Source organism: Streptomyces sp. NPDC096079 (assembly GCF_040303145.1).
Lineage (GTDB): Bacteria > Actinomycetota > Actinomycetes > Streptomycetales > Streptomycetaceae > Streptomyces.
Genome location: NZ_JBEOST010000002.1, coordinates 250917 through 270292 on the forward strand (window position 1 = coordinate 250917; position 19376 = coordinate 270292).

Below are 19376 nucleotides of genomic sequence, written 5' to 3' on the forward strand. Positions count from 1 at the left end.
GCAGAACGCATGGGGGCGAAGAAGAAGCCCGGTAAGGGCCAGGGCAAGAGCAGCGGGACGAAGGGAAAGCGGCCGTCACAGAGGCAGCGGACCGGAACCAGTTTCGCAGGGGCGTCGTTCGAGCGCAGTCAGGTACTCGGCAACGGGACGCAGACCACGAAGATCAACGTGCAGGCATACGCGGCAGTGCCCACCGCGTGGAACGCCTTGCAGGGCCTGCCGCAGGAGTTCACCGGCCGTGAGGACGAGATCGCGAAGATCCTGGCTTTGCTGGACCCGGCACGCGATGCGGGTGCGGCGGTCGGGTCGGTCGCGGGGCTGCCGGGTGTGGGCAAGACCACGCTCGCGCACGCCGTGGGCCATGCCGCGCTCGACAAGGGCTGGTTCACCCGTGTGCAGGTGGTGAACCTGCGGGGCTACGACCCGAACCCCGTGCCGCCGCAGGACGCGCTGGAGGCACTGCTGCGGGCACTGGGTGTTGCGGCTGACCACATTCCGCCCACCCTCGACGAGCGTGCGGGGCTCTACCGTTCTCAACTCGACACCCTGGCAAGAGACGGGGAGCGTTTTCTGATCCTCGCGGACAACGCCTCTACCTCCGAGCAGATCCGACCGCTCCTGCCGGCCCGTCATCACGTGGTGCTGGTGACCTCCCGCCACACGCTGCCCGGGCTCGGGGCGCGGCTGGTCAATCTGCACCCTCTGCAGCCCGATGCCGCTGTCGATCTCCTGCGTCAGCGGCTGGAAGTCGCTGACCCCGACGACCGGCGCGTCGAGGACGAGCCTGCGGCCGCGGAGGAACTCGCGGCGCTCTGCGGCTACCTGCCCCTCGCGCTGCAGATCGCTGCGGCCCTCCTCGCTGACGACCCCGACCAGCCGCTCTCCGAGCGGGTGCAGATGCTCACCGACGCCGGCACCCGCCTCGGCGGCCTCGACGACGGCGAGCGCAGCCTGCGCACCGTCTTCGACGAATGCCTCACCCGCCTCACCCACCAGCAGGCCGACCTCTACCGCCTCCTCGGTCTCCACCCCGGTCCTGACATCTCCACTCCTGCCGTCGCAGCCCTCACCAACCAGCCCGCCGAGCAGATCACCCTGCTGCTGCGACAGTTGGTCCAAGCGCGCCTGCTCACCCAGAACAGCCAGACACGCGACCGCTGGTCCATGCACGACCTCCTGCGCGTCCATGCCCAGGAACAGGCCCGGAGCACCATGGACAGCGGCCGTGGCTCCCGTCGACGCATGGAACAGGCACGTGCGCGGCTCACCGACCACTACAGTCGCCGCGCCGAAGCGGCTGACATGGACCTGCTCCCCGGGCGGCAGGCAGCGGTGCTGTCCAGCACCAGGGAGCCTGCGTTGGCATGGTTCGACGCTGAACGCGAGAACCTTCTCGCCACCGCCCACGCGGATCTCACCACTCGCGAAGAGACGGCTCGCCTCGGGTTCGCCCTCGGCGGTTACCTGCTCTGGCGACGGCGCCTGCAGGACCTGCTCACCCTCCGCGTCCACGTCCTCAGCGCGTGCCAGGTCCTTGGTGACAGATCCAACCAGGCCGCCGCATGGAACAACCTTGGGCAGACGCTGTATGAACTCAAGCGGTACGACGAAGCGCTTGAGGCCCACCAAACCGCTCTTCGCCTGTACCAGGAGGCGGGCCATGCCCGCGGCCGGGCCGTTTCCTGGAGCAGTCTCGGCCTGGCGCTCATCGAACTCAAGCGGTACGACGAAGCGCTTGAGGCCCACCAGACGAGTCTTCGCCTGTACCAGGAGGCGGGCAATGATCGCGGCCAGGCCGATGCCTGGAACAACCTCGGGAACACGCTCAGGAAGCTCAAGCGGTACGACGAAGCACTCGAGGCCCATCAAACCTCCCTGCGGCAAGAGCAGCAGAATGGCAACACTCACGCCCAGGCTGTTTGCTGGAACAACATCGGTACCGTCTGCCGCGCCCTGGGGCGCCTTCCGGAGGCGATCACGGCCGCCGAGAAGGCGGTCGCCATGCTGACGCACGAATTGGACTGGGTGCGTGTCGGAGAGGCGTGGGGTGAGCTCGCCGACACCCTGAGCGCATCGGGTGGCCCACAGTCCCGAATCCGGGAAGCGTGGGAGCAGTCAGCCACGGCCTACACGCGTGTGGGCGACCACGAGGCGGCAGCCAGATCCCGTACGAACGCCGAGAGCTGCGCCACATGACGCGCGCATGGTTCATCCCCTTCCCTCCGGCGCTGACGGCCGCCGAGGGCCTGGTGCTGCGCGGCTGAGCCGTGGTTCAGATGCCGCCCTGCCTTCGGCACCACGATCCTCCTCGCCGCCGCGCTCGATCCGCGCGACGCCCTCCGGCTCGCCGACGGCAAGGGCGGCGGCGATCCGGAACCCTTCTGCCCGGCGGGGTCTACGGCCTCCGGCACACCTGTCTGACCAGCCGGCTCGACGCCGGCGTCCCGGCCGCGACCGCGCCCGAGCGGGCGGGCAACAGCGCCCCCGTCTTCCGTGGGGTGCGCCCGGTCCCTCTGCCGCCCACCGTAAACAGCCTCTGACCAGCAAAAAGGACCCTCCCGAAGGAGGGTCCCGGTACTGCGCCCCCGGCAGGACTCGAACCTCCACGGCGGCGCTGATCGCCCGAGTCTTTCCGGGCTGTCGTGCGGACCCGACGGAGGGCGAGGTGCTGGGAGAGGCGACGTACCCGCCGGACGGCCTCACGTACGCGGCGAGCTTCACGGGTGTGGACGTGGTCTGCGACCGGCGCCTGATGTTCGACCGCCCGTCGGAGCTGCCGGCGCACCTCCTGGAAGCGGCAGCAGGCTCTACTGGACGGGTGACCGTCCCGAGGAGCCCGACGCGCTGCCCTTCCACCCCCTGGAACTGGGCAACGAAGCCCTGCGCGCCTTCTTCGGCTTCCTCCTGGAAGGGCCGGCCCTTGCCCGAGGACGTCGACCCGGACGAGGTCTCGCTGCTCGGTTTCCGCCTGTCGCCGACAGCAATGAGCCGAGCAGCTGACATCGCCCAGACGATGGCATCCGCCTGAGATAGGTTGACGATTCACGTCTGCAAGGGGGTGCGACGGTGACCGGTCTTGCTCCGGACGTCAGGTTCGTCGCGGAAGGAATGATCCGCGGGTCCATGGGGCTTCTCGACACGATGCGGGGAGCGCGCGACACGGCCATCGCCGTCGGCCACGAACTGGCGAGACAGCACGGGATGGCAGGGGACGACGAGGCTGGGCGAGCCTTTGCCAAGGTGTATGTCTCGGCAGCCTCCGCGACGCTCGACAAGATGGGCTTCAGCTCCTACGTCCTTGGCGAGACGAGCAAGGGGCTGATGCGTAACGCCCGTGAGTTCATGGCCGAAGAGAGCCGACACGTCTCGGCCTTCCTGGGACGGCAGGCCGACCTCACCGCAGGGATGGGCGACCCCGGTGCCGACTGCACCGAGAACTACCTCGGGCTGGGCCAGGAGCTCCCCGAAGTGGTGGGGGAGACCGCCTGGTACGAGCAGTACGCCCCCGGCGGCGGCAGCGACCGCTTCCGTGGCTCGCCGGAGAAGATCCGGGACGTCGCCGGCTCCTGGCGTCACGCCGGGGCACTGGTGCAACGCCTCCTGGAGGACGCGCAGGCGTACGCCCTCACCGCGAGCAAGGCACACTCAGGCGAGGCCGCCGACGCCTTCCAGACGTACGTCAAGCACAGCGTCGGACTCACCTGCCCGCCGGCAAAGGCGGAGGAAGGCGAGCCGCTGGTGACGAACCTCGTCGCCGCCTGCGCGCAGATCGCCAAGGCATGCGACCGGTACGCCGAGCACGTGGAGGCTGCCAAGGGGAAGATCGCCGAGCGCAAGATGGACCTCTTCGCGGTCGACATGCCCTGGGACCAGCCGATGTTCGGCGGCAACGGATACGACGGCGGACTGCTCGACGCCGTACTGGGAGACTCCTGGATCCGGGATCTCGGATCCGTAGGACATGCACTCGACTCGTCCGCTGCCCGGATCAAGCTCCCCGCTGCGGACCCGCCGGCAGGTCCTGTTCTCCCAGGACTGCCATTCCTGCCGCCCCTCATTCCCGCGCCCGTACCCATGCCGGTGCCGATCGTTCTCGCCTCGTACACCGGGCAGGTGCCGACTCTGGCACCGATGATCAACCCGGTCGACCCGGGCATTCCCTTCGTGGACCCCATTCCGCCGGTTCCGGGCACGACCCGTTTGCTCACCGTCGCGGAGCAGCAGCAGTTCCGCACGTGGGTGAACACCCTCCGGCCCGGCGGCCTGGCCGGCGGCGGTGGCCCGGCGGCCCCCGACAATGCCTACCAACTCCGCGTGGCCGGCTATCCCGAACGGGAAGTACCGCTGCTCGGGAGCAAGCGCGGGCTCATGGTGGACGGCATACGCCCCCTCGACGGCCACCTCGTCGAAGCGAAGCACGTACGGGACCCGGACTGCACGAAGAAGAGCTTCCGCACCCTCGACCGAGTCGAGGAGACACTGTCGAAGCCCGTCAAGATCAACAATCAGGGGAAGATCACGTGGGACCCTGTCGTCGACTCCATGTACGCGGGTGACGAGAAGGAACTCGTCCGCTACAAGCAAGCCATGGCCAATCCCGCCAACAGCGAGATCAGGGGCCTGGAGATCGTGACGAACGGCAGGGACAACGCCGTCTACTGGCAGTCCATGATGGCGATGACGGGCACGCCCGGCTCGACGCGGTACGTCCCCTGAGTACAAGGAAGACCATGGCCACGGAACGAAACATCCGGACGAACTTCGCCTTCTATCCCCCCGAGGGGGACGGTGGTGCCTGGCACGCCACGCTGGACTCCCTGGAGAGGGCGCTGCGCGAGTCCTTCCCCGACCCCACCATCGGCCACCGGAGGTCCGGCGTCCACGAGATGACGGTGCTGGACTTCGAGATCGAGCTGGCGCCTGACGTGTGGCTGGACGGCACCGCGGCCATCACCGAGCCCGACTACGCCTACATCACCCTCACCGATGTGACGGCGGACGAAGCCGGCACCTTCGCCGTCTGGCTACGTGACTCCTTCGTCCCAGCACCGAACCTCGTGCGCTTCGCCAGCAGCCTCGCCATGGCGAACGGGGAGGACACCCCCTCGCCGCTGCCAGTCGAAGGGGGCCGCGAAGACATCGGTGACCTGTTGCGTCGACACCTCGACACATTCGACTACTGACGGGGCAGGACCTCGACTCCGGCGATCACCGAATCGAGGGCCTTGCTCGCCGCATCTGCAATGCGACTCGCGAACGCTACGGCTCCGAGCCACGGCCCCGACTGGCAGAGGACTCCGACATCCCCGCTAACGGATCGTCCCCGGCATAGTGGCGACTCGACGCATTGATCCGCGGGCAGACGGACGACTGACCGGCCCCAGACCTGCGGGCAACGCAGGCCGGGAGCCGGCGATCTCTGGGTGGCTCAGGTTGGAACCGCGCCGTGTTGGGGCTGGGCGGGCATGGGTGGGCTGGCGGCGGGGGTGGTCTGCTCGGCAAGCTTGCGGTAGCCGGTATCTGTGAGGCGCGCCAGGCACGGTAGAAGCCGAAGGCGATCATTGCGCCGAGCAGTGTGGTGGCACAGAGGAGATTTCGGGATCCGCCGCTCTCCCTGCTATCGGCTGGAAGGCGGGGTGGTCCCGCTGCTCCGCCACGCTGCGTACAGGCCAGTCACCAGCACAACGAAAGCCACGAGCAGCTCCGGCGCAACGCCACGCAGCACGAGAAACGTGCCGGCCGCCAGCACGGCGAGGAAGACAACGAGGTCCTGAATTTCTAGGGACCAGGGTGCACAGCTTGTTAATCCCTTCCCGCACCCGCATCCGCACCCGGAGCGTGCGACTACACGCGTCCGTCTCGACCTGAATGCCAGAGAGGGAGCTTGGTGGTTTGACTGATCTGGGAGGAGTTCTCGTCCTACGCTGGGATGCTTGTCCGTTGGAGTGTGGAGGTGTTGTCGTGTTGGTCGAGGGTTTGGTGGCGGTGGCTGCGGCTGGTGGCGGGGCGATCGTTCAGGCGGCGGCGACCGATGCCTGGGCCGGGATGCGCAGTGGTGTGGCGCGGATCCTCGGTCGCGGCGACACGGGGCGTGAGCAGGTGGAGTTGGAGCGGCTGGATCAGACACGGGCCGAGCTGGAGTCGGCCGGTGACGGCGCCGGGGCCGAGCGGGTGCAGACGGTTCTGGTGACGCGTTGGCAGACCCGTCTGGAGATGCTTCTCGAACAGCTTCCGGAGGGGGAGCGACAGCAGGTGGTTGCTGAGCTGCAGGCTCTCGTTGAACAGGTGCGATCCCAGGCTCCGGCACAAAGCACGCACAACGACTTCAGCAATGCGACGTTCACCGACAGCCAGGTTCTTGCCAGCGGTACGCAGAACAACACGATCAACCGGTAGCGGGCGAGCAGAACGCATGGGGGCGAAGAAGAAGCCCGGTAAGCGCAAGAGCGGCGCGACGAAGGACAAGCGTCCGAGGCAGGGACAGTGGGCCGGGAGCAATTTCACCGGTGCGTCGTTCCAGCGTAGCCAGGTGCTCGGTAGCGGGGCGCAGAACAATACGATCAACGTGCAGGGGTATGCGGCGGTGCCTACCGCTTGGAACGCTCTGCCGAAGCTGCCGCAAGAGTTCACGGGCCGTGAGGGCGAGATTGCGAAGATCCTGTCCCTGCTGGACCCGGAAGGCGGTGCGGATGCGGCAGTCGGGTCGGTGGCAGGGCTGCCAGGTGTGGGCAAGACCACGCTCGCGTACGGCGTGAGCCATGCTGCGCTCGACAAGGGGTGGTTCACCGGTGTGCAGCTGGTGAACTTGCGCGGCTATGACGCGAACCCTGTGCCGCCGCAGGACGCGCTGGAGGCTCTGCTGCGGGCACTGGGTGTTGCGGCTGATCACATTCCGCCCACTCTCGATGAGCGTGCGGGGCTCTACCGTTCTCAACTCGACGCTCTGGCAAGCGACGGGGAGCGCTTTCTGATTCTGGCGGACAACGCATCCACTTCTGAGCAGATCCGGCCGCTCCTGCCGGCCCGTCATCACGCGGTGCTGGTGACCTCCCGCCACACGCTGCCCGGGCTCGGCGCCCGGCTGTTCAATCTCCACCCTCTGCAGCCGGCTGCTGCTGTCGAGCTCCTGAGTCAGCGGCTGGAAGTCGTCGACCCCGACGACCGGCGTGTCGAGGACGAGCCTGCGGCTGCGGAGGAACTCGCGGCTCTCTGCGGCTATCTACCCCTGGCGCTGCAGATCGCTGCTGCTCTCCTCGCTGACGACCCCGACCAGCCGCTTTCTGAGCGGGTGCGGATGCTCACCGACGCCGGCAGTCGCCTCGGAGGCCTCGATGACGGCGAGCGCAACCTGCGTGCCGTTTTCGACGAATGCCTCACCCGCCTCACCTACCAGCAGGCCGACCTCTACCGCCTCCTCGGTCTCCACCCCGGCCCTGACATCTCCACTCCGGCCGTCGCAGCCCTCACCCACCAGACGGTCGACCAGATCACCCCGCTGCTGCGCCAGCTGGTTCAGGCACGCCTCCTTATCCAGAACAGTCAGGCACGCGACCGTTGGTCCATGCACGACCTCCTGCGCGTCCACGCCCAGGACCAGGCCCGGATCACCATGGCCAGTAGTCGTGTCTCCCGTAGGCGCTTGGAACAGGCACGCACACGGCTCACTGACCACTACATCCGCCACGCAGAAGAGGCCGACCACCACCTGCGCCGTGTCGGGAAGCCCGTGCATGTGCTGTTCAGCAGCAGGGATCACGTGCTGGCGTGGTTCGACGCTGAACGCGAGAACCTCCTTGCCACCGCCCATTCGGATCTCAGCACCCTCGAAGAGACAGCCCGATTTGGGTTCGCCCTCGGTGGCTACTTGGACTGGCGGCGGCGCCTGCAGGACTTGCTTGCCATCCGCGCCCATGCCCTCAATGCCTGCCAAGCGCTTGGCAGCAAAATCAATCAGGCCGGCGCCTGGAACAACCTTGGCAACGCACTCGGGAGGTTGAAGCGGTACGACGAAGCAGTTGAGGCCCACCAAACCGCTCTTCGTCTCTACCAAGAGGTCGGCGATGTCCGCGGGCAAGCCAGTTCTTGGGACCACCTTGGCAACATACTCGGGAGCTTCAAGCGGTACGACGAAGTAGTCGAGGCCCACCAAACCGCTCTTCGTCTCTACCAAGAGGTGGGCGATGTCCGCGGCCAATCCGACGCCTTCAACAACCTTGGCAACGCGCTTGGGAACCTCGAGCGGTACGACGAAGCACTCGAGGCCCACCAAATTTCCCTCCGACTAGAGCACCAGTTGGGCGATACGCATGCCCAGGCCGTCTCCTGGAACAACATCGGTACCACCTTCCGCGCTTTGGGGCGCCTTACGGAGGCGATCGCGGCTGCCGAGAAATCGGTCGCGATGCTGACCCAAGAAGTGGACTGGACGCGCGCGGGAGAGGCATGGGGAGAGCTCGCCGTCACCCTGAGCGCATCAGGTGCCGAACAGTCCCGAATTCAAGAAGCATGGGAACAGTCAGCTGCGGCCTACACTCGCGTTGGCGACCACGAGGAAGCAGCCACATCCCGTGCGAACGCCGAGGGCCGCAACACATGACACGTACGCCGGCCAGCCGACTACATCCGACGCTGACGGTTGTCGAGGGACTGGTGCTCGCGGCTGAACCGCGGACAGGGCCCGGGCGATGTCGCTCATGTCCAGGGTGATGGCGTCGGCGCCGGCCATGCCGAGGGCTTGCGACTTGCTCGACTTGTTGGCGAAGCCGATGCTGCCTGCTGGAGCCGCTCGGGCGGCTTCGAGGGTGGACACAGAATCACCCACAAAGACGGTTCGCTCCGGCGCCACGCCGAGGCAGGACGCGGCGTAGTACGTCGCGGCGAAGAACTTGAAGCCCTGAGAGCGACGCGCGGGTCCGGTAAGCGTGTCGGTGTGGTCGTCGGCAGGCCCACCTGGCCATCGACGTGGGGGACGTACGCCTGCCCGACGTGGACGCCGATGACCAATGGGGTGAGCTGCTGCTCCACACCGCTCCCCCGAGGTCGGGAGGCAGTGGACGGACACGGGGGAGGGGCGCGGGCAGAGGGGGCTGAAGGGGCGGGCCGCCGACGACACCCGCACGGCGCCGTGCCGCCCGGCCCTGACGCGGATCCTCCGCGCCCACATCGAGGAGGAAGGGCTGACGCCCGGCGATCTGCTGCTGCAGGGGGAGAAAGGGGGAGGCCTCGCCGGATCCGTGATCCGCCGAGCGTGGCGGCGGGCGCGGAAGGAGGTGCTCACCTCGTACGAATTCGGGACTCCGCTCGGCCGTCGTGTGTACGACCTCTGGCACACCTGCCTGACGAAGTGGCTCAACGCCGTCGTACCGCCCGCGACCGTGGCCGAGTGGGCGGGCAACAGCGTCCCCGTCCTCCTCGCCACCTACGCCCGATGCGTCGACGGGCAGCTGCACGACCTGAAGCAGCGGATCGAGCAGGCGGGGGAGCTGCCGGACCCGGCCGTGGCGGGGTCTGAAAACTCCACCGCGTATTCACCGCAGCCACCCGTAGAAACGCGGGATGAGCCGGAGCCGGCCGGACACGCCTCCTGCCATCCGGGAGGCGTGACCAGCCCCGCGGCCTTCCCCAGAAACCGCCCCTGACCAGCAAAAAGGACCCTCCCGAAGGAGGGTCCCGGTACTGCGCCCCCGGCAGGACTCGAACCTGCGGCCAAGTGCTTAGAAGGCACCTGCTCTATCCACTGAGCTACGGGGGCCGGTGGTGGCCGTGTGGCCAGGAGCCCCTGGTGGGTGGGGTGTGCCTGCCGGGACAAGGATAGGGCTCCGATCGCCTTGGCCCGGTTGCTTCACCTGCGTGGCACGATGTGGAGGTTCGGTGAAGCGAACCGATAATCGCAGGCAGGTGCGATTCGCGCAGCGCTTTTCGCACCGCTCGCGGCGGGTGTTGTGCACTCGTTATGCCCGGCCTTCCGGTCACCACCCTTCTCTTCGGCGCGCAGGGTCGCAATAGGCTTCAAAAACACTCATAAATTGGGCATTCTTCGCATGTGGTGACCTTGGACGAACGGCCTCAGCTGATCGACGCACTCTCCGCCCTGCGCGACCGAGTCGCCGCCGTGCGTCTCCCGCTGCCCCTCCCCGACACCCCCCGGGCCCGCCAGACCCGGGCCGAGCTGCTCGCGCAGCTCGACGACTACCTGGTCCCCCGCCTGAAGGACCCCGACGCCCCGCTCCTCGCGGTCGTCGGCGGATCCACCGGGGCCGGGAAGTCCACCCTCGTCAACTCCCTTGTCGGGCGCCGCGTCAGCGAGTCGGGAGTGCTCAGGCCCACGACCCGGACCCCCGTGCTCGTCTGCCACCCCGAGGACCACCACTGGTTCGCCGGGATGCGGGTCCTGCCCCAGCTCACCCGCGTCTGGCTGCCCCAGGCCGACGAGAGCCACCCGGTCGACGAGCCGGCCCCCGAGGAGAACGCGCTGCGCGTCGAGACCGCCGCCTCGCTGCCCCGCGGGCTCGCCCTGCTCGACGCGCCCGACATCGACTCCCTCGTCGTCGAGAACCGGCTCCTCGCCGCCGAGTTGATCTGCGCCGCCGACATCTGGGTGATGGTCACCACCGCCTCGCGGTACGCCGACGCCGTGCCCTGGCACCTGCTCCGTACCGCCAAGGAGTACGACGCCACCCTCGTCACCGTCCTCGACCGCGTCCCCCACCAGGTCATCGGCGAGGTCTCCCGCCAGTACGAGGCCCTCCTCGACAAGGCCGGCCTCGGCGACGTCCCCCGCTTCACCATCCCCGAGCTGCCCGAGTCCGCGGGCGGCGGCAGCGGGCTGCTGCCCGACAGCGCCGTCGCCGCCCTCCGCGGCTGGCTCGCCCACCGCGCCGAGGACCCGGCCGCCCGCCAGCAGGCCGCCGACCGCACCGCCTCCGGGGTCATCGACTCCCTCGACGCCCGGCTGCCCGAGCTCGCCGCCGCCGTCTCCGCCCAGTACGCCACCGCCGTCCGCCTCGGCGGCGCCGTCGAGGCCGCCTACGCGGACCAGGGCCGGCGGGTCCGCAAGGAGCTCGGCCGCGGCGCCGTCCTCGCCGGCGACGCCCGCACCCGCTGGCGCGGCTACCCCCGCGACAGCACCGCCGACGAGCTCCTCGACGCCCTCGCCGAATCCCTCGCCGCCCTCCTCCACTGCGCGGTCTCCGCCGCCGAGGAGCGCGTCCGGGACGCCTGGCGCCGCGAACCCGCCTCCGAGGCCCTCCGCCCGCCCCGCCCCGGCGGCGACCGGGAGGCGGTGGAGCGGATCGGCGTGGAGGTACGCCGCTGGCGCCGGGTCCTGGAGGAACTGGCCGAGGAGGAGGTACGCGACGTCGAGCGCCCTTCCGGTTCCCGCGCGGCCCGCGCCGCCGCCCCCGAGCCCGACACCGTCGCCGCGCTCCTCGCCGCCTCCCTCCTCGGCGGCCGCCGCGCCCGCGCCGCCGGCGAGCGCCTCGCCGAACTCCTCGGCGCCCAGACCGCCCTGCGGCTGCGCGACAAGGGCGGCGCACTCGTCCTCTCGTACGTCGACCGCGTCCTGCACGCCGAGCGCGACCGGCGCCTCGCCCCGCTCGACGCGCTCGACGTGACCCCCGAGCCGCAGGCGGAGCTGATCGCCGCGCTCTCCGTACTGCAGAAGGAGAAGTGACGTGCTGGACGACGACCGGGAGCACGGCCGCGCGCGCTGGGACGACGGGCTGATCGCGCGGCGGGCCGCCGAACGGGCCGCCGCCACGGAGGAGAAGCCGAGCGAACCGCCCGAGGAGGACGTGCTGCCGTCCCTCGGCGGCAGCTACGGCGGGCCGCTCCGCAGGCGCCTCGACGCCCTCCACGAGCTCGTCGGACTCTCCCGCACCCGCGTCGAGAGCGAGGCCCTCGCCGAGGCCGGACGCGTCCTGGACGAGGCCGCCGCCCGTCAGCGGCTCTCCTCCCGGCACACCGTGATCGCCCTCGCCGGAGCCACCGGCAGCGGCAAGTCCACGCTCTTCAACGCCCTCGCCGGCGTCCCCGTCTCCGAGACCGGACTGCGCCGCCCCACCACCTCCGCGCCCATCGCCCTCAGCTGGTCCGAGGGCGCCGCCGGACTCCTCGACCGACTGGCCGTCCCCAGCAGGCTGCGCCGCCGCCCCCTCGCGGGCGGTGCCGCCGACACCGAGCTCCAGGGGCTCGTCCTCGTCGACCTGCCCGACCACGACTCCGCGGTCACCGCCCACCGCGACCAGGTCGACCGGGTCCTCGGCCTCGTCGACGCCGTGATCTGGGTCGTCGACCCCGAGAAGTACGCGGACGCCGCCCTCCACGAGCGCTATCTGCGGCCCCTCGCCGGGCACGCCGAGGTCACCTTCGTCGTCCTCAACCAGATCGACCGGCTCGGCACCGAGGCCGCCGACCTCGTCCTCGACGACCTGCGCCGCCTCCTCGACGAGGACGGCGTCGCGCTCGGCGAGCACGGCGAGCCCGGCGCGACCGTCCTCGCGGTCTCCGCCCTCACCGGCGAGGGCGTCCCCGAACTGCGCGAACTCGTCGCCCGGTTCGTCCAGGAACGCACCGCCCCCGAACGCCGCCTCGCCGCCGACGTCGACGCCGCCGCCACCCGGCTGCGCCAGGCGTACGTCGCCGACGGCCGGGCCGGCCTCGACGAGCGCGCCCGCGGCGCCTTCACGGACCGGCTCGCCGTCGCCGTCGGCGCCCAGGCCGCCGGCGAGGCCGCCGAACGCGTCTGGCGGCGGGGCGCCATCCGCGCCTGCGGCACCCCCTGGCTGCGGCTCTACCGCCGGTACGAACGGATGCGCGCGCACGGCCCCGTCGACCCGTACCCCGAACCGCCCGTCGAGGACGAGCTGACCGCACGTCAACGCGTCGAGCAGGCCGTACGGATCGTCGCCGACGAGGCCTCCCGCGGGCTCCCCGCGCCCTGGGCGCAGGCCGTCCGCGAGGCGGCGGCCCGGGGGGCCGAGGGACTGCCGGAGGCCCTGGACGAGCTGACGGTCTCCGTGGGCGACCCGGCGGCCCGGCCGCCCCGGCCGGCCTGGTGGCCCGCCGCCGTCCTCGCCCAGGCGGTGATGACGCTCCTGCAGATCTTCGGCGCGCTCTGGCTGGTCGCGCAGATCGTCGGCGTCGTCGAGCCGGGCCTGCTGCCGCCGGTCCTCGTGATGCTCGGCGGCATCATCGGCGGCCCGCTCGTCGAATGGGCCTGCGAGGGCGCCGTGAAGGGCCCGGCCCGCCGGTACGGGCAGGAGGCCGAACGCCGCCTGCGGGAGGCGACCGCCGCCTGCGGCCGCGCCCGGGTCCTCGACCCGGTGGCGGCGGAACTGATGCGCTACCGGGAGGTGCGCGAGCAGTACGCGACGGTGGTGGGCTCGCGGCCCTCGGTGGCGGCCCGGGTGGTGGGCGGCCGCGCGGGGACGATGCGGCTCGGTGCGACGAGGACGGGAGTCCGGGGGAGGTAGGGGAGGTAGGGGGAGTCAGGGGGTGGGGTTGGGTGCCTTCCGGGCCGGCCCCACGAGGTGGCTTCCACCACGGGCCCCAGGACCCGGCATTCACCCTCCCGGGTGAGGGAGTTGTCCACCGGCGCCCGGCCCTCCACAGGCCCCGGCGGGATTGCTCCGATCGCCCCAGCATGGTGTCCACGGGGTGCCCACGCAGCCGGGCACCGGGAGAGGGAGAAGTGGGGGCGGAACCATGAACGACACGACCGTGACGCTCGTCGGGAACGTGGCGACGGCGGTGGAGTACCGGGACACCGTCGCGGGCGGGGTGGCACGCTTCCGGTTCGCGGTGACCGCGCGCCGCTGGGACCGGGAGCGGGACCTCTGGTCCGACGGGAACACCAGCTTCTACACGGTGTCGGCCTGGCGCTCGCTCGGGGCGAACCTCGCGGCCTCGGTCTCCGTCGGGGAACCGCTCGTGGTGCACGGCCGGTTGAAGGTCCGTGAGGAGGAGCGCGACGGACAGCGCAGGACCTTCGTGGACGTGGACGCCGTGGCCGTGGGGCACGACCTGTCCCGGGGCACGGCGGCCTTCCGGCGGGCGGCGCGGACGGAGCCGAGGCCACAGCAGGAACAGGACCCGTGGACGGTGGCGGCGGACGAGGGAACGGCGGTGTCGCCTCAGCTGGTAACCGCGCCCTGACCTTGCGTTGTGGGGATTTGTCGACCAACTCGCCCTGCTGATAACGATTCCGAGTCGGAATGGTTATCTGACCGTATGGCAGGGCACCCGGGGGTTCCGCGTCCCTAGGATTCCCGGGTACTCATGTGGCACGTGAGCCCATCGAGTCTGTGAGTCTGCTGGCGTGCGCTCCCCCCACGCGAATCGACCATGTTCGCGGAGCGACTCGCCCGGAGGGGAATCCAATGTTTTCAGTTCGTGGGCGTGGCGTTGCCCGTGCGGCCGCCACGATCCTGGTCTCCGGCCTGGTCGCCGCCGGTGCGATAGCCACCGCGGGTCCGGCGCTGGCCGATGACGGCGCCGGCGCCGGCGGTGTCACGGCGAAGCTCGGCGGCCTCACCGAGGCCGACGGCGTCGTCATCAAGGAGAAGGACGGCGAGAGCTGGTCGGTCTCCGGTGGTCTCTTCACGATGCAGGTCGAGGGCGGCGGCACGCTCCAGACCTACTGCATCGACCTCCGCACGGGGGCCAAGCGCGACTACACCTACAAGGAGGTCGGCTGGGACGAGTCCTCCCTGCACAACAACGCGGACGCGGGCAAGATCCTCTGGATCCTGGAGAACGCCTACCCGAAGAACTCGGCCGAGGCCCTCGGCGCGAAGCTCGGCGTGGACCTCTCCAAGAAGGAGGCCGCCGCCGGCACCCAGGCCGCGATCTGGACCCTCTCGGACGACGTCAAGGCGACGCCGAAGAGCTCCGACGCGGAGAAGCTGACCGAGTACCTCCTCAAGGAGGCCGTGAAGCTCGAGGAGCCCAAGGCCTCCCTCGGCCTCTCCCCGGCCACCGTGGCGGGCAAGGCCGGCGAGAAGCTCGGCCCGATCACCGTCACCACCAACGCCGAGAAGGCCAAGCTCCAGACCGCCGCGGGCGCCCCCGCCGGCGTCAAGATCGTCGACAAGGACGGCAAGCCCGTCACCGACGCCAAGAACGGCGACGAGGTCTACTTCGACGTCCCGGCCGGCACCGCCGACGGCACCGCCGAGCTGACCGCCGAGGCCACCACCAAGGTCTCGCTGGGCCGCGCCTTCGTCTCCATCGACGGCAAGTCCCAGACCCTGATCCTGGCCGGTTCCAGCGACTCCACCGTCAACGCCAAGGTCTCCGCCTCCTGGGCGAAGAAGGGTGCCGTCCCGGCCGTCACGGTCGCCAAGGACTGCGCCAAGGGCGGCCTGGAGGTCATCGCCTCCAACAAGGGAGACGAGGCCTGGACCTTCGACCTGAAGGGCACCTCGTACACGGTCGCCGCCGGTGAGACGAAGACCATCACGGTCCCGCTCGCCGAGGACGAGGCGTACAAGTTCACGATCACCGGTCCGAACGACTTCTCGGAGACCTTCGAGGGCGTCCTGGACTGCAAGACCGCCACCCCGGGCCCGAAGCCGTCGGAGACCCCCTCCACGACCCCGTCGGCCACGCCGTCCACCCCGTCGACCACCGGCGGCACCACCGGTGACACCACGGGCGGCTCGACCGGCAGCACCACGACCGGTGGCGGCGACCTCGCCGAGACCGGCAGCTCCAACGCCACCCCGATGATCGCCGGCATCGCCGCCGCGCTCGTCGTGGTCGGTGGCGGCGCGGTGTTCTTCCTCCGCAAGAAGAAGACCGCCGGCCAGTGAGCCGACCCCCGGGTGCCGGGCCCTGCCCGGCACCCGGGTCGAGGCCCGGCCCCATGGAGTGAGCCGCTGACCCCGCGGAGTGATCCGCGTCACACGCGCCCCACCTCATGACCCCCGCACGACCCCGGACCGCATCCGCGTCCGGGGTCGTCGCACGTCCACGCCCCGAAACGGGCACCATTTCCACCTCGGAGAGCTCGCGCGGGCCCGTACCAGGCCCCCGCCAAGCCCCTCCGGGCCCCCACCGAGCCCCTCCACGCCCCCGCGCGGGGCCTTACCGGTTTCCGCCTGAGGGTGGCGGTCAGGCAAGATGGGGTGTATCTGCCCACTCACTCTTTGCCGGACGGTTTCTCTTGGCTGAGTACATCTACACGATGCGCAAGGCGCGCAAGGCGCACGGCGACAAGGTCATCCTCGATGACGTGACGCTGAGCTTCCTGCCGGGCGCGAAGATCGGTGTGGTCGGCCCGAACGGTGCCGGTAAGTCCACCGTTCTGAAGATCATGGCCGGCCTGGAGCAGCCGTCCAACGGTGACGCCTTCCTGTCGCCCGGGTTCTCCGTCGGCATCCTCATGCAGGAGCCCAAGCTCGACGAGACCAAGACCGTCCTGGAGAACGTCGAGGACGGCGTCGCCGAGATCAAGGGCAAGCTCAACCGGTTCAACGCGATCGCCGAAGAGATGGCGACCAACTACACCGACGAGCTCATGGAGGAGATGGGCAAGCTCCAGGACGACCTGGACCACTCCAACGCCTGGGACCTCGACGCCCAGCTGGAGCAGGCCATGGACGCCCTCGGCTGCCCGCCCGGCGACTGGCCCGTCAACAACCTCTCCGGTGGCGAGAAGCGCCGCGTGGCGCTCTGCAAGCTCCTGCTTGAGGCCCCCGACCTGCTGCTCCTCGACGAGCCCACCAACCACCTCGACGCCGAGTCGGTGAACTGGCTGGAGCAGCACCTCGCCCAGTACAAGGGCACCGTCGTGGCCATCACCCACGACCGGTACTTCCTCGACAACGTCGCCGAGTGGATCCTGGAGCTCGACCGCGGTCGCGCCCACCCCTACGAGGGCAACTACTCGACCTACCTGACGAAGAAGTCCGAGCGCCTCAAGGTCGAGGGCCAGAAGGACGCCAAGCGCGCCAAGCGGCTCCGGGAAGAGCTCGAGTGGGTGCGGTCCAACGCCAAGGGCCGTCAGGCCAAGTCCAAGGCCCGTCTCGCCCGCTACGAGGAGATGGCGGCCGAGGCCGACAAGATGCGGAAGCTGGACTTCGAGGAGATCCAGATCCCGCCGGGCCCGCGTCTGGGCTCCATCGTCGTCGAGGTCGAGAACCTGTCGAAGGCCTTCGGCGACAAGGTCCTGATCGACGACCTGTCCTTCACGCTGCCGCGCAACGGCATCGTCGGCGTCATCGGCCCGAACGGCGCCGGCAAGACCACGCTCTTCAAGATGCTCCAGGGTCTGGAGACCCCGGACTCCGGCTCCGTCAAGGTCGGCGAGACCGTCAAGATCTCGTACGTCGACCAGAGCCGCGCCAACATCGACCCGAAGAAGACGCTGTGGGCCGTCGTCTCCGACGAGCTGGACTACATCAACGTCGGCCACGTCGAGATGCCCTCCCGCGCCTACGTCTCCGCGTTCGGCTTCAAGGGCCCGGACCAGCAGAAGCCGGCCGGCGTGCTCTCCGGCGGTGAGCGCAACCGTCTGAACCTCGCGCTCACCCTGAAGCAGGGCGGCAACCTGCTGCTCCTCGACGAGCCGACCAACGACCTCGACGTCGAGACCCTGTCCTCCCTGGAGAACGCGCTCCTGGAGTTCCCGGGTGCGGCCGTGGTCATCTCCCACGACCGCTGGTTCCTGGACCGGGTGGCCACCCACATCCTCGCCTACGAGGGCGAGTCGAAGTGGTTCTGGTTCGAGGGCAACTTCGAGTCGTACGAGAAGAACAAGATCGAGCGCCTCGGCCCGGACGCGGCCCGTCCGCACCGCGCCACCTACAAGAAGCTGACCCGAGGCTGAGGTCAGTGACCAGGCACATCTACAGCTGTCCCCTGCGCTGGTCGGACATGGACGCCTTCGGGCACGTCAACAACGTCGTCTTCCTGCGGTACCTGGAAGAGGCGCGGATCGACTTCATGTTCCGGCTGGCGCCGGGGGACGGTTCCCCCTCGTTCTCCGGCGGGTCCGTCGTGGCCCGGCACGAGATCGACTACAAGCGACCGCTGGTCCACCGGCACGAGCCGGTGACCATCGAGTCGTGGGTGACGAAGATAGGCGCGGCGTCGCTGACGATCGCGTACGAGGTCAAGGACGCCGACGTCGTGTACGTCCGGGCGTCCACGGTCGTCGTGCCCTTCGACCTGGAGGCGCAGCGGCCGCGGCGGATCACCGAGGAGGAGCGCGCGTTCCTCCAGGAGTACGTCGACGACGGGATGTCGTCGGCCGCATGACCGTGCTCGCTCCGCTGCACTTCGCCGACGCCAGGGAGGCGGCGGCCCTCGCCGCCTTCCTCACCCGGCTCGTCCACTACGACCGGGCCGCCGCCGTCCGCCTCCAGGCCGGCGGCGGGGCGCTGGCCGTCTTCGGACGGCCGCCGTCCTTCGAGGTGCTCGCGATCCGTACGGCCCGCCTCGTCGACGCCGTGGACCTGGACGTCACCGTCTCCGCCGGTGAACTCCTCGACGGCATCGAGGAGTCCGCGGGCAAGGCCGTCGTCCCCGGCGCCGTCACCGGCCCGCCGTGGGCCGGTGTGCTCCCGCCGCGCGGCGGCTGGGAGCCGGTCCCCGGCCTTCCTGACGTCGCCGGGATGCGGGGCGCCGTCGCGGCGGCCGTCACCGAGTTCCGTACGCGGGACGAGGGACTGCCCGAGGAGCGGCGCACCCGGGCCGAGCGGGACGCCATCGGCCGCGAGATCTGGTCCCGGACGCTCGGCACCACCGGGCTGCCGCTGCGCGCCGTGCACGCCGCGCAGTCGCTGGGCTTCCTGCCGCCGGTGGAGGCGCCGGCCGCGCTGTTCGCCTCCGGACCGTGGCTGCGGCTGCGCACCCCGTACGGTTCCGTCGCGCTGCGCACCGGATCGTCGATCTCCCTGGGCGTCGCCCCCCGATGACCCTCGACGTCACGGTCGACGGGCTCGTCACGGGGGACGAGCTCAACGTCCTCTTCCGCGCCGCCTGGCCCGGGCACCGGGACACCGACTTCGGTCCCGTCCTCGCCCGCAGCCTGCTCCGGGTCACCGCCCGCCGGGCGGGTCGGCTCGTCGGGTATGTGAACGTCGTCGGGGACGGCGGCGTGCACGCCTTCCTCCTCGACACCACCGTCCACCCCGACGAGCGCCGCCGGGGCCTCGGCGTCACCCTCGTGCGGGCCGCCGCCGGGGCCGCGCGTGAGCGCGGCGCGCACTGGCTGCACGTGGACTACGAGCCGCACCTGACTGCCTTCCACGAGCGGTGCGGCTTCCGGCCCACGTCGGCCGGTCTCATCGCCCTCGACGACCCGGCGAGCGCGGCCCCGGCGAGCGTCGACCCGGACGCCGCCGCCCCGGGCGCCCCGCCCGCCCGCTGAC

Annotated in this window: 14 protein-coding genes, 1 tRNA gene and 1 pseudogene; 15 read left to right on the top strand and 1 reads right to left on the bottom strand. The window is 70.2% G+C overall.

Annotated features, from left to right (window positions below; translation table 11 throughout):
- Positions 1-9: 9 nt before the first annotated feature.
- From ABTY59_RS05110 to ABTY59_RS05140, 7 genes and pseudogenes are all read left to right on the top strand, one after another.
- Complete coding sequence (locus ABTY59_RS05110; protein ID WP_352017523.1) at positions 10-2196, top strand: tetratricopeptide repeat protein; 2187 nt, start codon at positions 10-12, stop codon at positions 2194-2196.
- Between the two features lie 7 nt (positions 2197-2203).
- A pseudogene (locus ABTY59_RS37635) lies at positions 2204-3000 on the top strand (DUF6928 family protein).
- A gap of 240 nt (positions 3001-3240) precedes the next feature.
- The gene (locus ABTY59_RS05120; protein WP_352017525.1) at positions 3241-4716 is read left to right on the top strand and encodes a restriction endonuclease fold toxin-2 domain-containing protein; all 1476 of its coding nucleotides are present in this window, start codon (positions 3241-3243) and stop codon (positions 4714-4716) included.
- Between the two features lie 14 nt (positions 4717-4730).
- Positions 4731-5183 (top strand): hypothetical protein, encoded by a 453-nt coding sequence (locus tag ABTY59_RS05125; protein ID WP_352017526.1) that lies wholly within the window; start codon positions 4731-4733, stop codon positions 5181-5183.
- Between the two features lie 778 nt (positions 5184-5961).
- Positions 5962-6396, top strand: coding sequence for a hypothetical protein (locus ABTY59_RS05130; protein ID WP_352017527.1), 435 nt, complete (start codon positions 5962-5964; stop codon positions 6394-6396).
- A 16-nt stretch (positions 6397-6412) separates the two neighbouring features.
- The gene (locus ABTY59_RS05135) at positions 6413-8596 is read left to right on the top strand and encodes a tetratricopeptide repeat protein (RefSeq protein ID WP_352017528.1); all 2184 of its coding nucleotides are present in this window, start codon (positions 6413-6415) and stop codon (positions 8594-8596) included.
- Positions 8597-9233: 637 nt separating this feature from the next.
- Positions 9234-9638, top strand: a complete 405-nt coding sequence (locus tag ABTY59_RS05140; RefSeq protein WP_352017529.1) for a site-specific integrase — start codon at positions 9234-9236, stop codon at positions 9636-9638.
- Positions 9639-9678: 40 nt separating this feature from the next.
- Here ABTY59_RS05140 and ABTY59_RS05145 read toward each other — a convergent pair.
- Positions 9679-9751, bottom strand: a tRNA-Arg gene (locus ABTY59_RS05145).
- 300 nt (positions 9752-10051) lie between these two features.
- On the opposite strand from ABTY59_RS05145, the gene ABTY59_RS05150 reads away from it, so the two are divergent.
- The 8 genes from ABTY59_RS05150 (at position 10052) to ABTY59_RS05185 (ending at position 19375) form a co-directional block, all read left to right on the top strand.
- A complete protein-coding gene (locus ABTY59_RS05150) occupies positions 10052-11671 on the top strand; it encodes a dynamin family protein (protein WP_352017530.1) in 1620 nt (539 codons plus the stop codon).
- Between the two features lies 1 nt (position 11672).
- A complete protein-coding gene (locus ABTY59_RS05155) occupies positions 11673-13472 on the top strand; it encodes a YfjP family GTPase (RefSeq protein ID WP_352017531.1) in 1800 nt (599 codons plus the stop codon).
- A gap of 232 nt (positions 13473-13704) precedes the next feature.
- Positions 13705-14154, top strand: coding sequence for a single-stranded DNA-binding protein (locus ABTY59_RS05160; protein WP_352017532.1), 450 nt, complete (start codon positions 13705-13707; stop codon positions 14152-14154).
- A 224-nt stretch (positions 14155-14378) separates the two neighbouring features.
- Positions 14379-15812: an LAETG motif-containing sortase-dependent surface protein gene (locus ABTY59_RS05165; protein ID WP_352017533.1), complete on the top strand. Its 1434-nt coding sequence runs from the start codon at positions 14379-14381 to the stop codon at positions 15810-15812.
- A 353-nt stretch (positions 15813-16165) separates the two neighbouring features.
- On the top strand, positions 16166-17830 hold the full coding sequence (ettA, locus tag ABTY59_RS05170; RefSeq protein ID WP_352017534.1) for an energy-dependent translational throttle protein EttA: 1665 nt from the start codon (positions 16166-16168) through the stop codon (positions 17828-17830).
- A 5-nt stretch (positions 17831-17835) separates the two neighbouring features.
- A complete protein-coding gene (locus ABTY59_RS05175; RefSeq protein ID WP_352017535.1) occupies positions 17836-18261 on the top strand; it encodes an acyl-CoA thioesterase in 426 nt (141 codons plus the stop codon).
- Positions 18258-18920 carry a DUF8010 domain-containing protein gene (locus ABTY59_RS05180; RefSeq protein ID WP_352017536.1) on the top strand — a complete coding sequence of 221 codons (663 nt, stop codon included), beginning with the start codon at positions 18258-18260 and terminating at the stop codon, positions 18918-18920. The genes ABTY59_RS05175 and ABTY59_RS05180 overlap by 4 nt, the downstream gene beginning before the upstream one ends.
- Complete coding sequence (locus ABTY59_RS05185; RefSeq protein WP_352017537.1) at positions 18917-19375, top strand: GNAT family N-acetyltransferase; 459 nt, start codon at positions 18917-18919, stop codon at positions 19373-19375. The genes ABTY59_RS05180 and ABTY59_RS05185 overlap by 4 nt, the downstream gene beginning before the upstream one ends.
- Position 19376: the final 1 nt, after the last annotated feature.

What these genes read in the sequence shown, in the direction of transcription:
- ABTY59_RS05160 (WP_352017532.1), top strand. Translation starts at nt 13,705, where the DNA reads ATGAACGACACGACCGTGACGCTCGTCGGGAACGTGGCGACGGCGGTG.
- ABTY59_RS05125 (WP_352017526.1), top strand. Translation starts at nt 4,731, where the DNA reads ATGGCCACGGAACGAAACATCCGGACGAACTTCGCCTTCTATCCCCCC.
- ABTY59_RS05185 (WP_352017537.1), top strand. Translation starts at nt 18,917, where the DNA reads ATGACCCTCGACGTCACGGTCGACGGGCTCGTCACGGGGGACGAGCTC.
- ABTY59_RS05165 (WP_352017533.1), top strand. Translation starts at nt 14,379, where the DNA reads ATGTTTTCAGTTCGTGGGCGTGGCGTTGCCCGTGCGGCCGCCACGATC.
- ABTY59_RS05110 (WP_352017523.1), top strand. Translation starts at nt 10, where the DNA reads ATGGGGGCGAAGAAGAAGCCCGGTAAGGGCCAGGGCAAGAGCAGCGGG.
- ABTY59_RS05180 (WP_352017536.1), top strand. Translation starts at nt 18,258, where the DNA reads ATGACCGTGCTCGCTCCGCTGCACTTCGCCGACGCCAGGGAGGCGGCG.
- ABTY59_RS05135 (WP_352017528.1), top strand. Translation starts at nt 6,413, where the DNA reads ATGGGGGCGAAGAAGAAGCCCGGTAAGCGCAAGAGCGGCGCGACGAAG.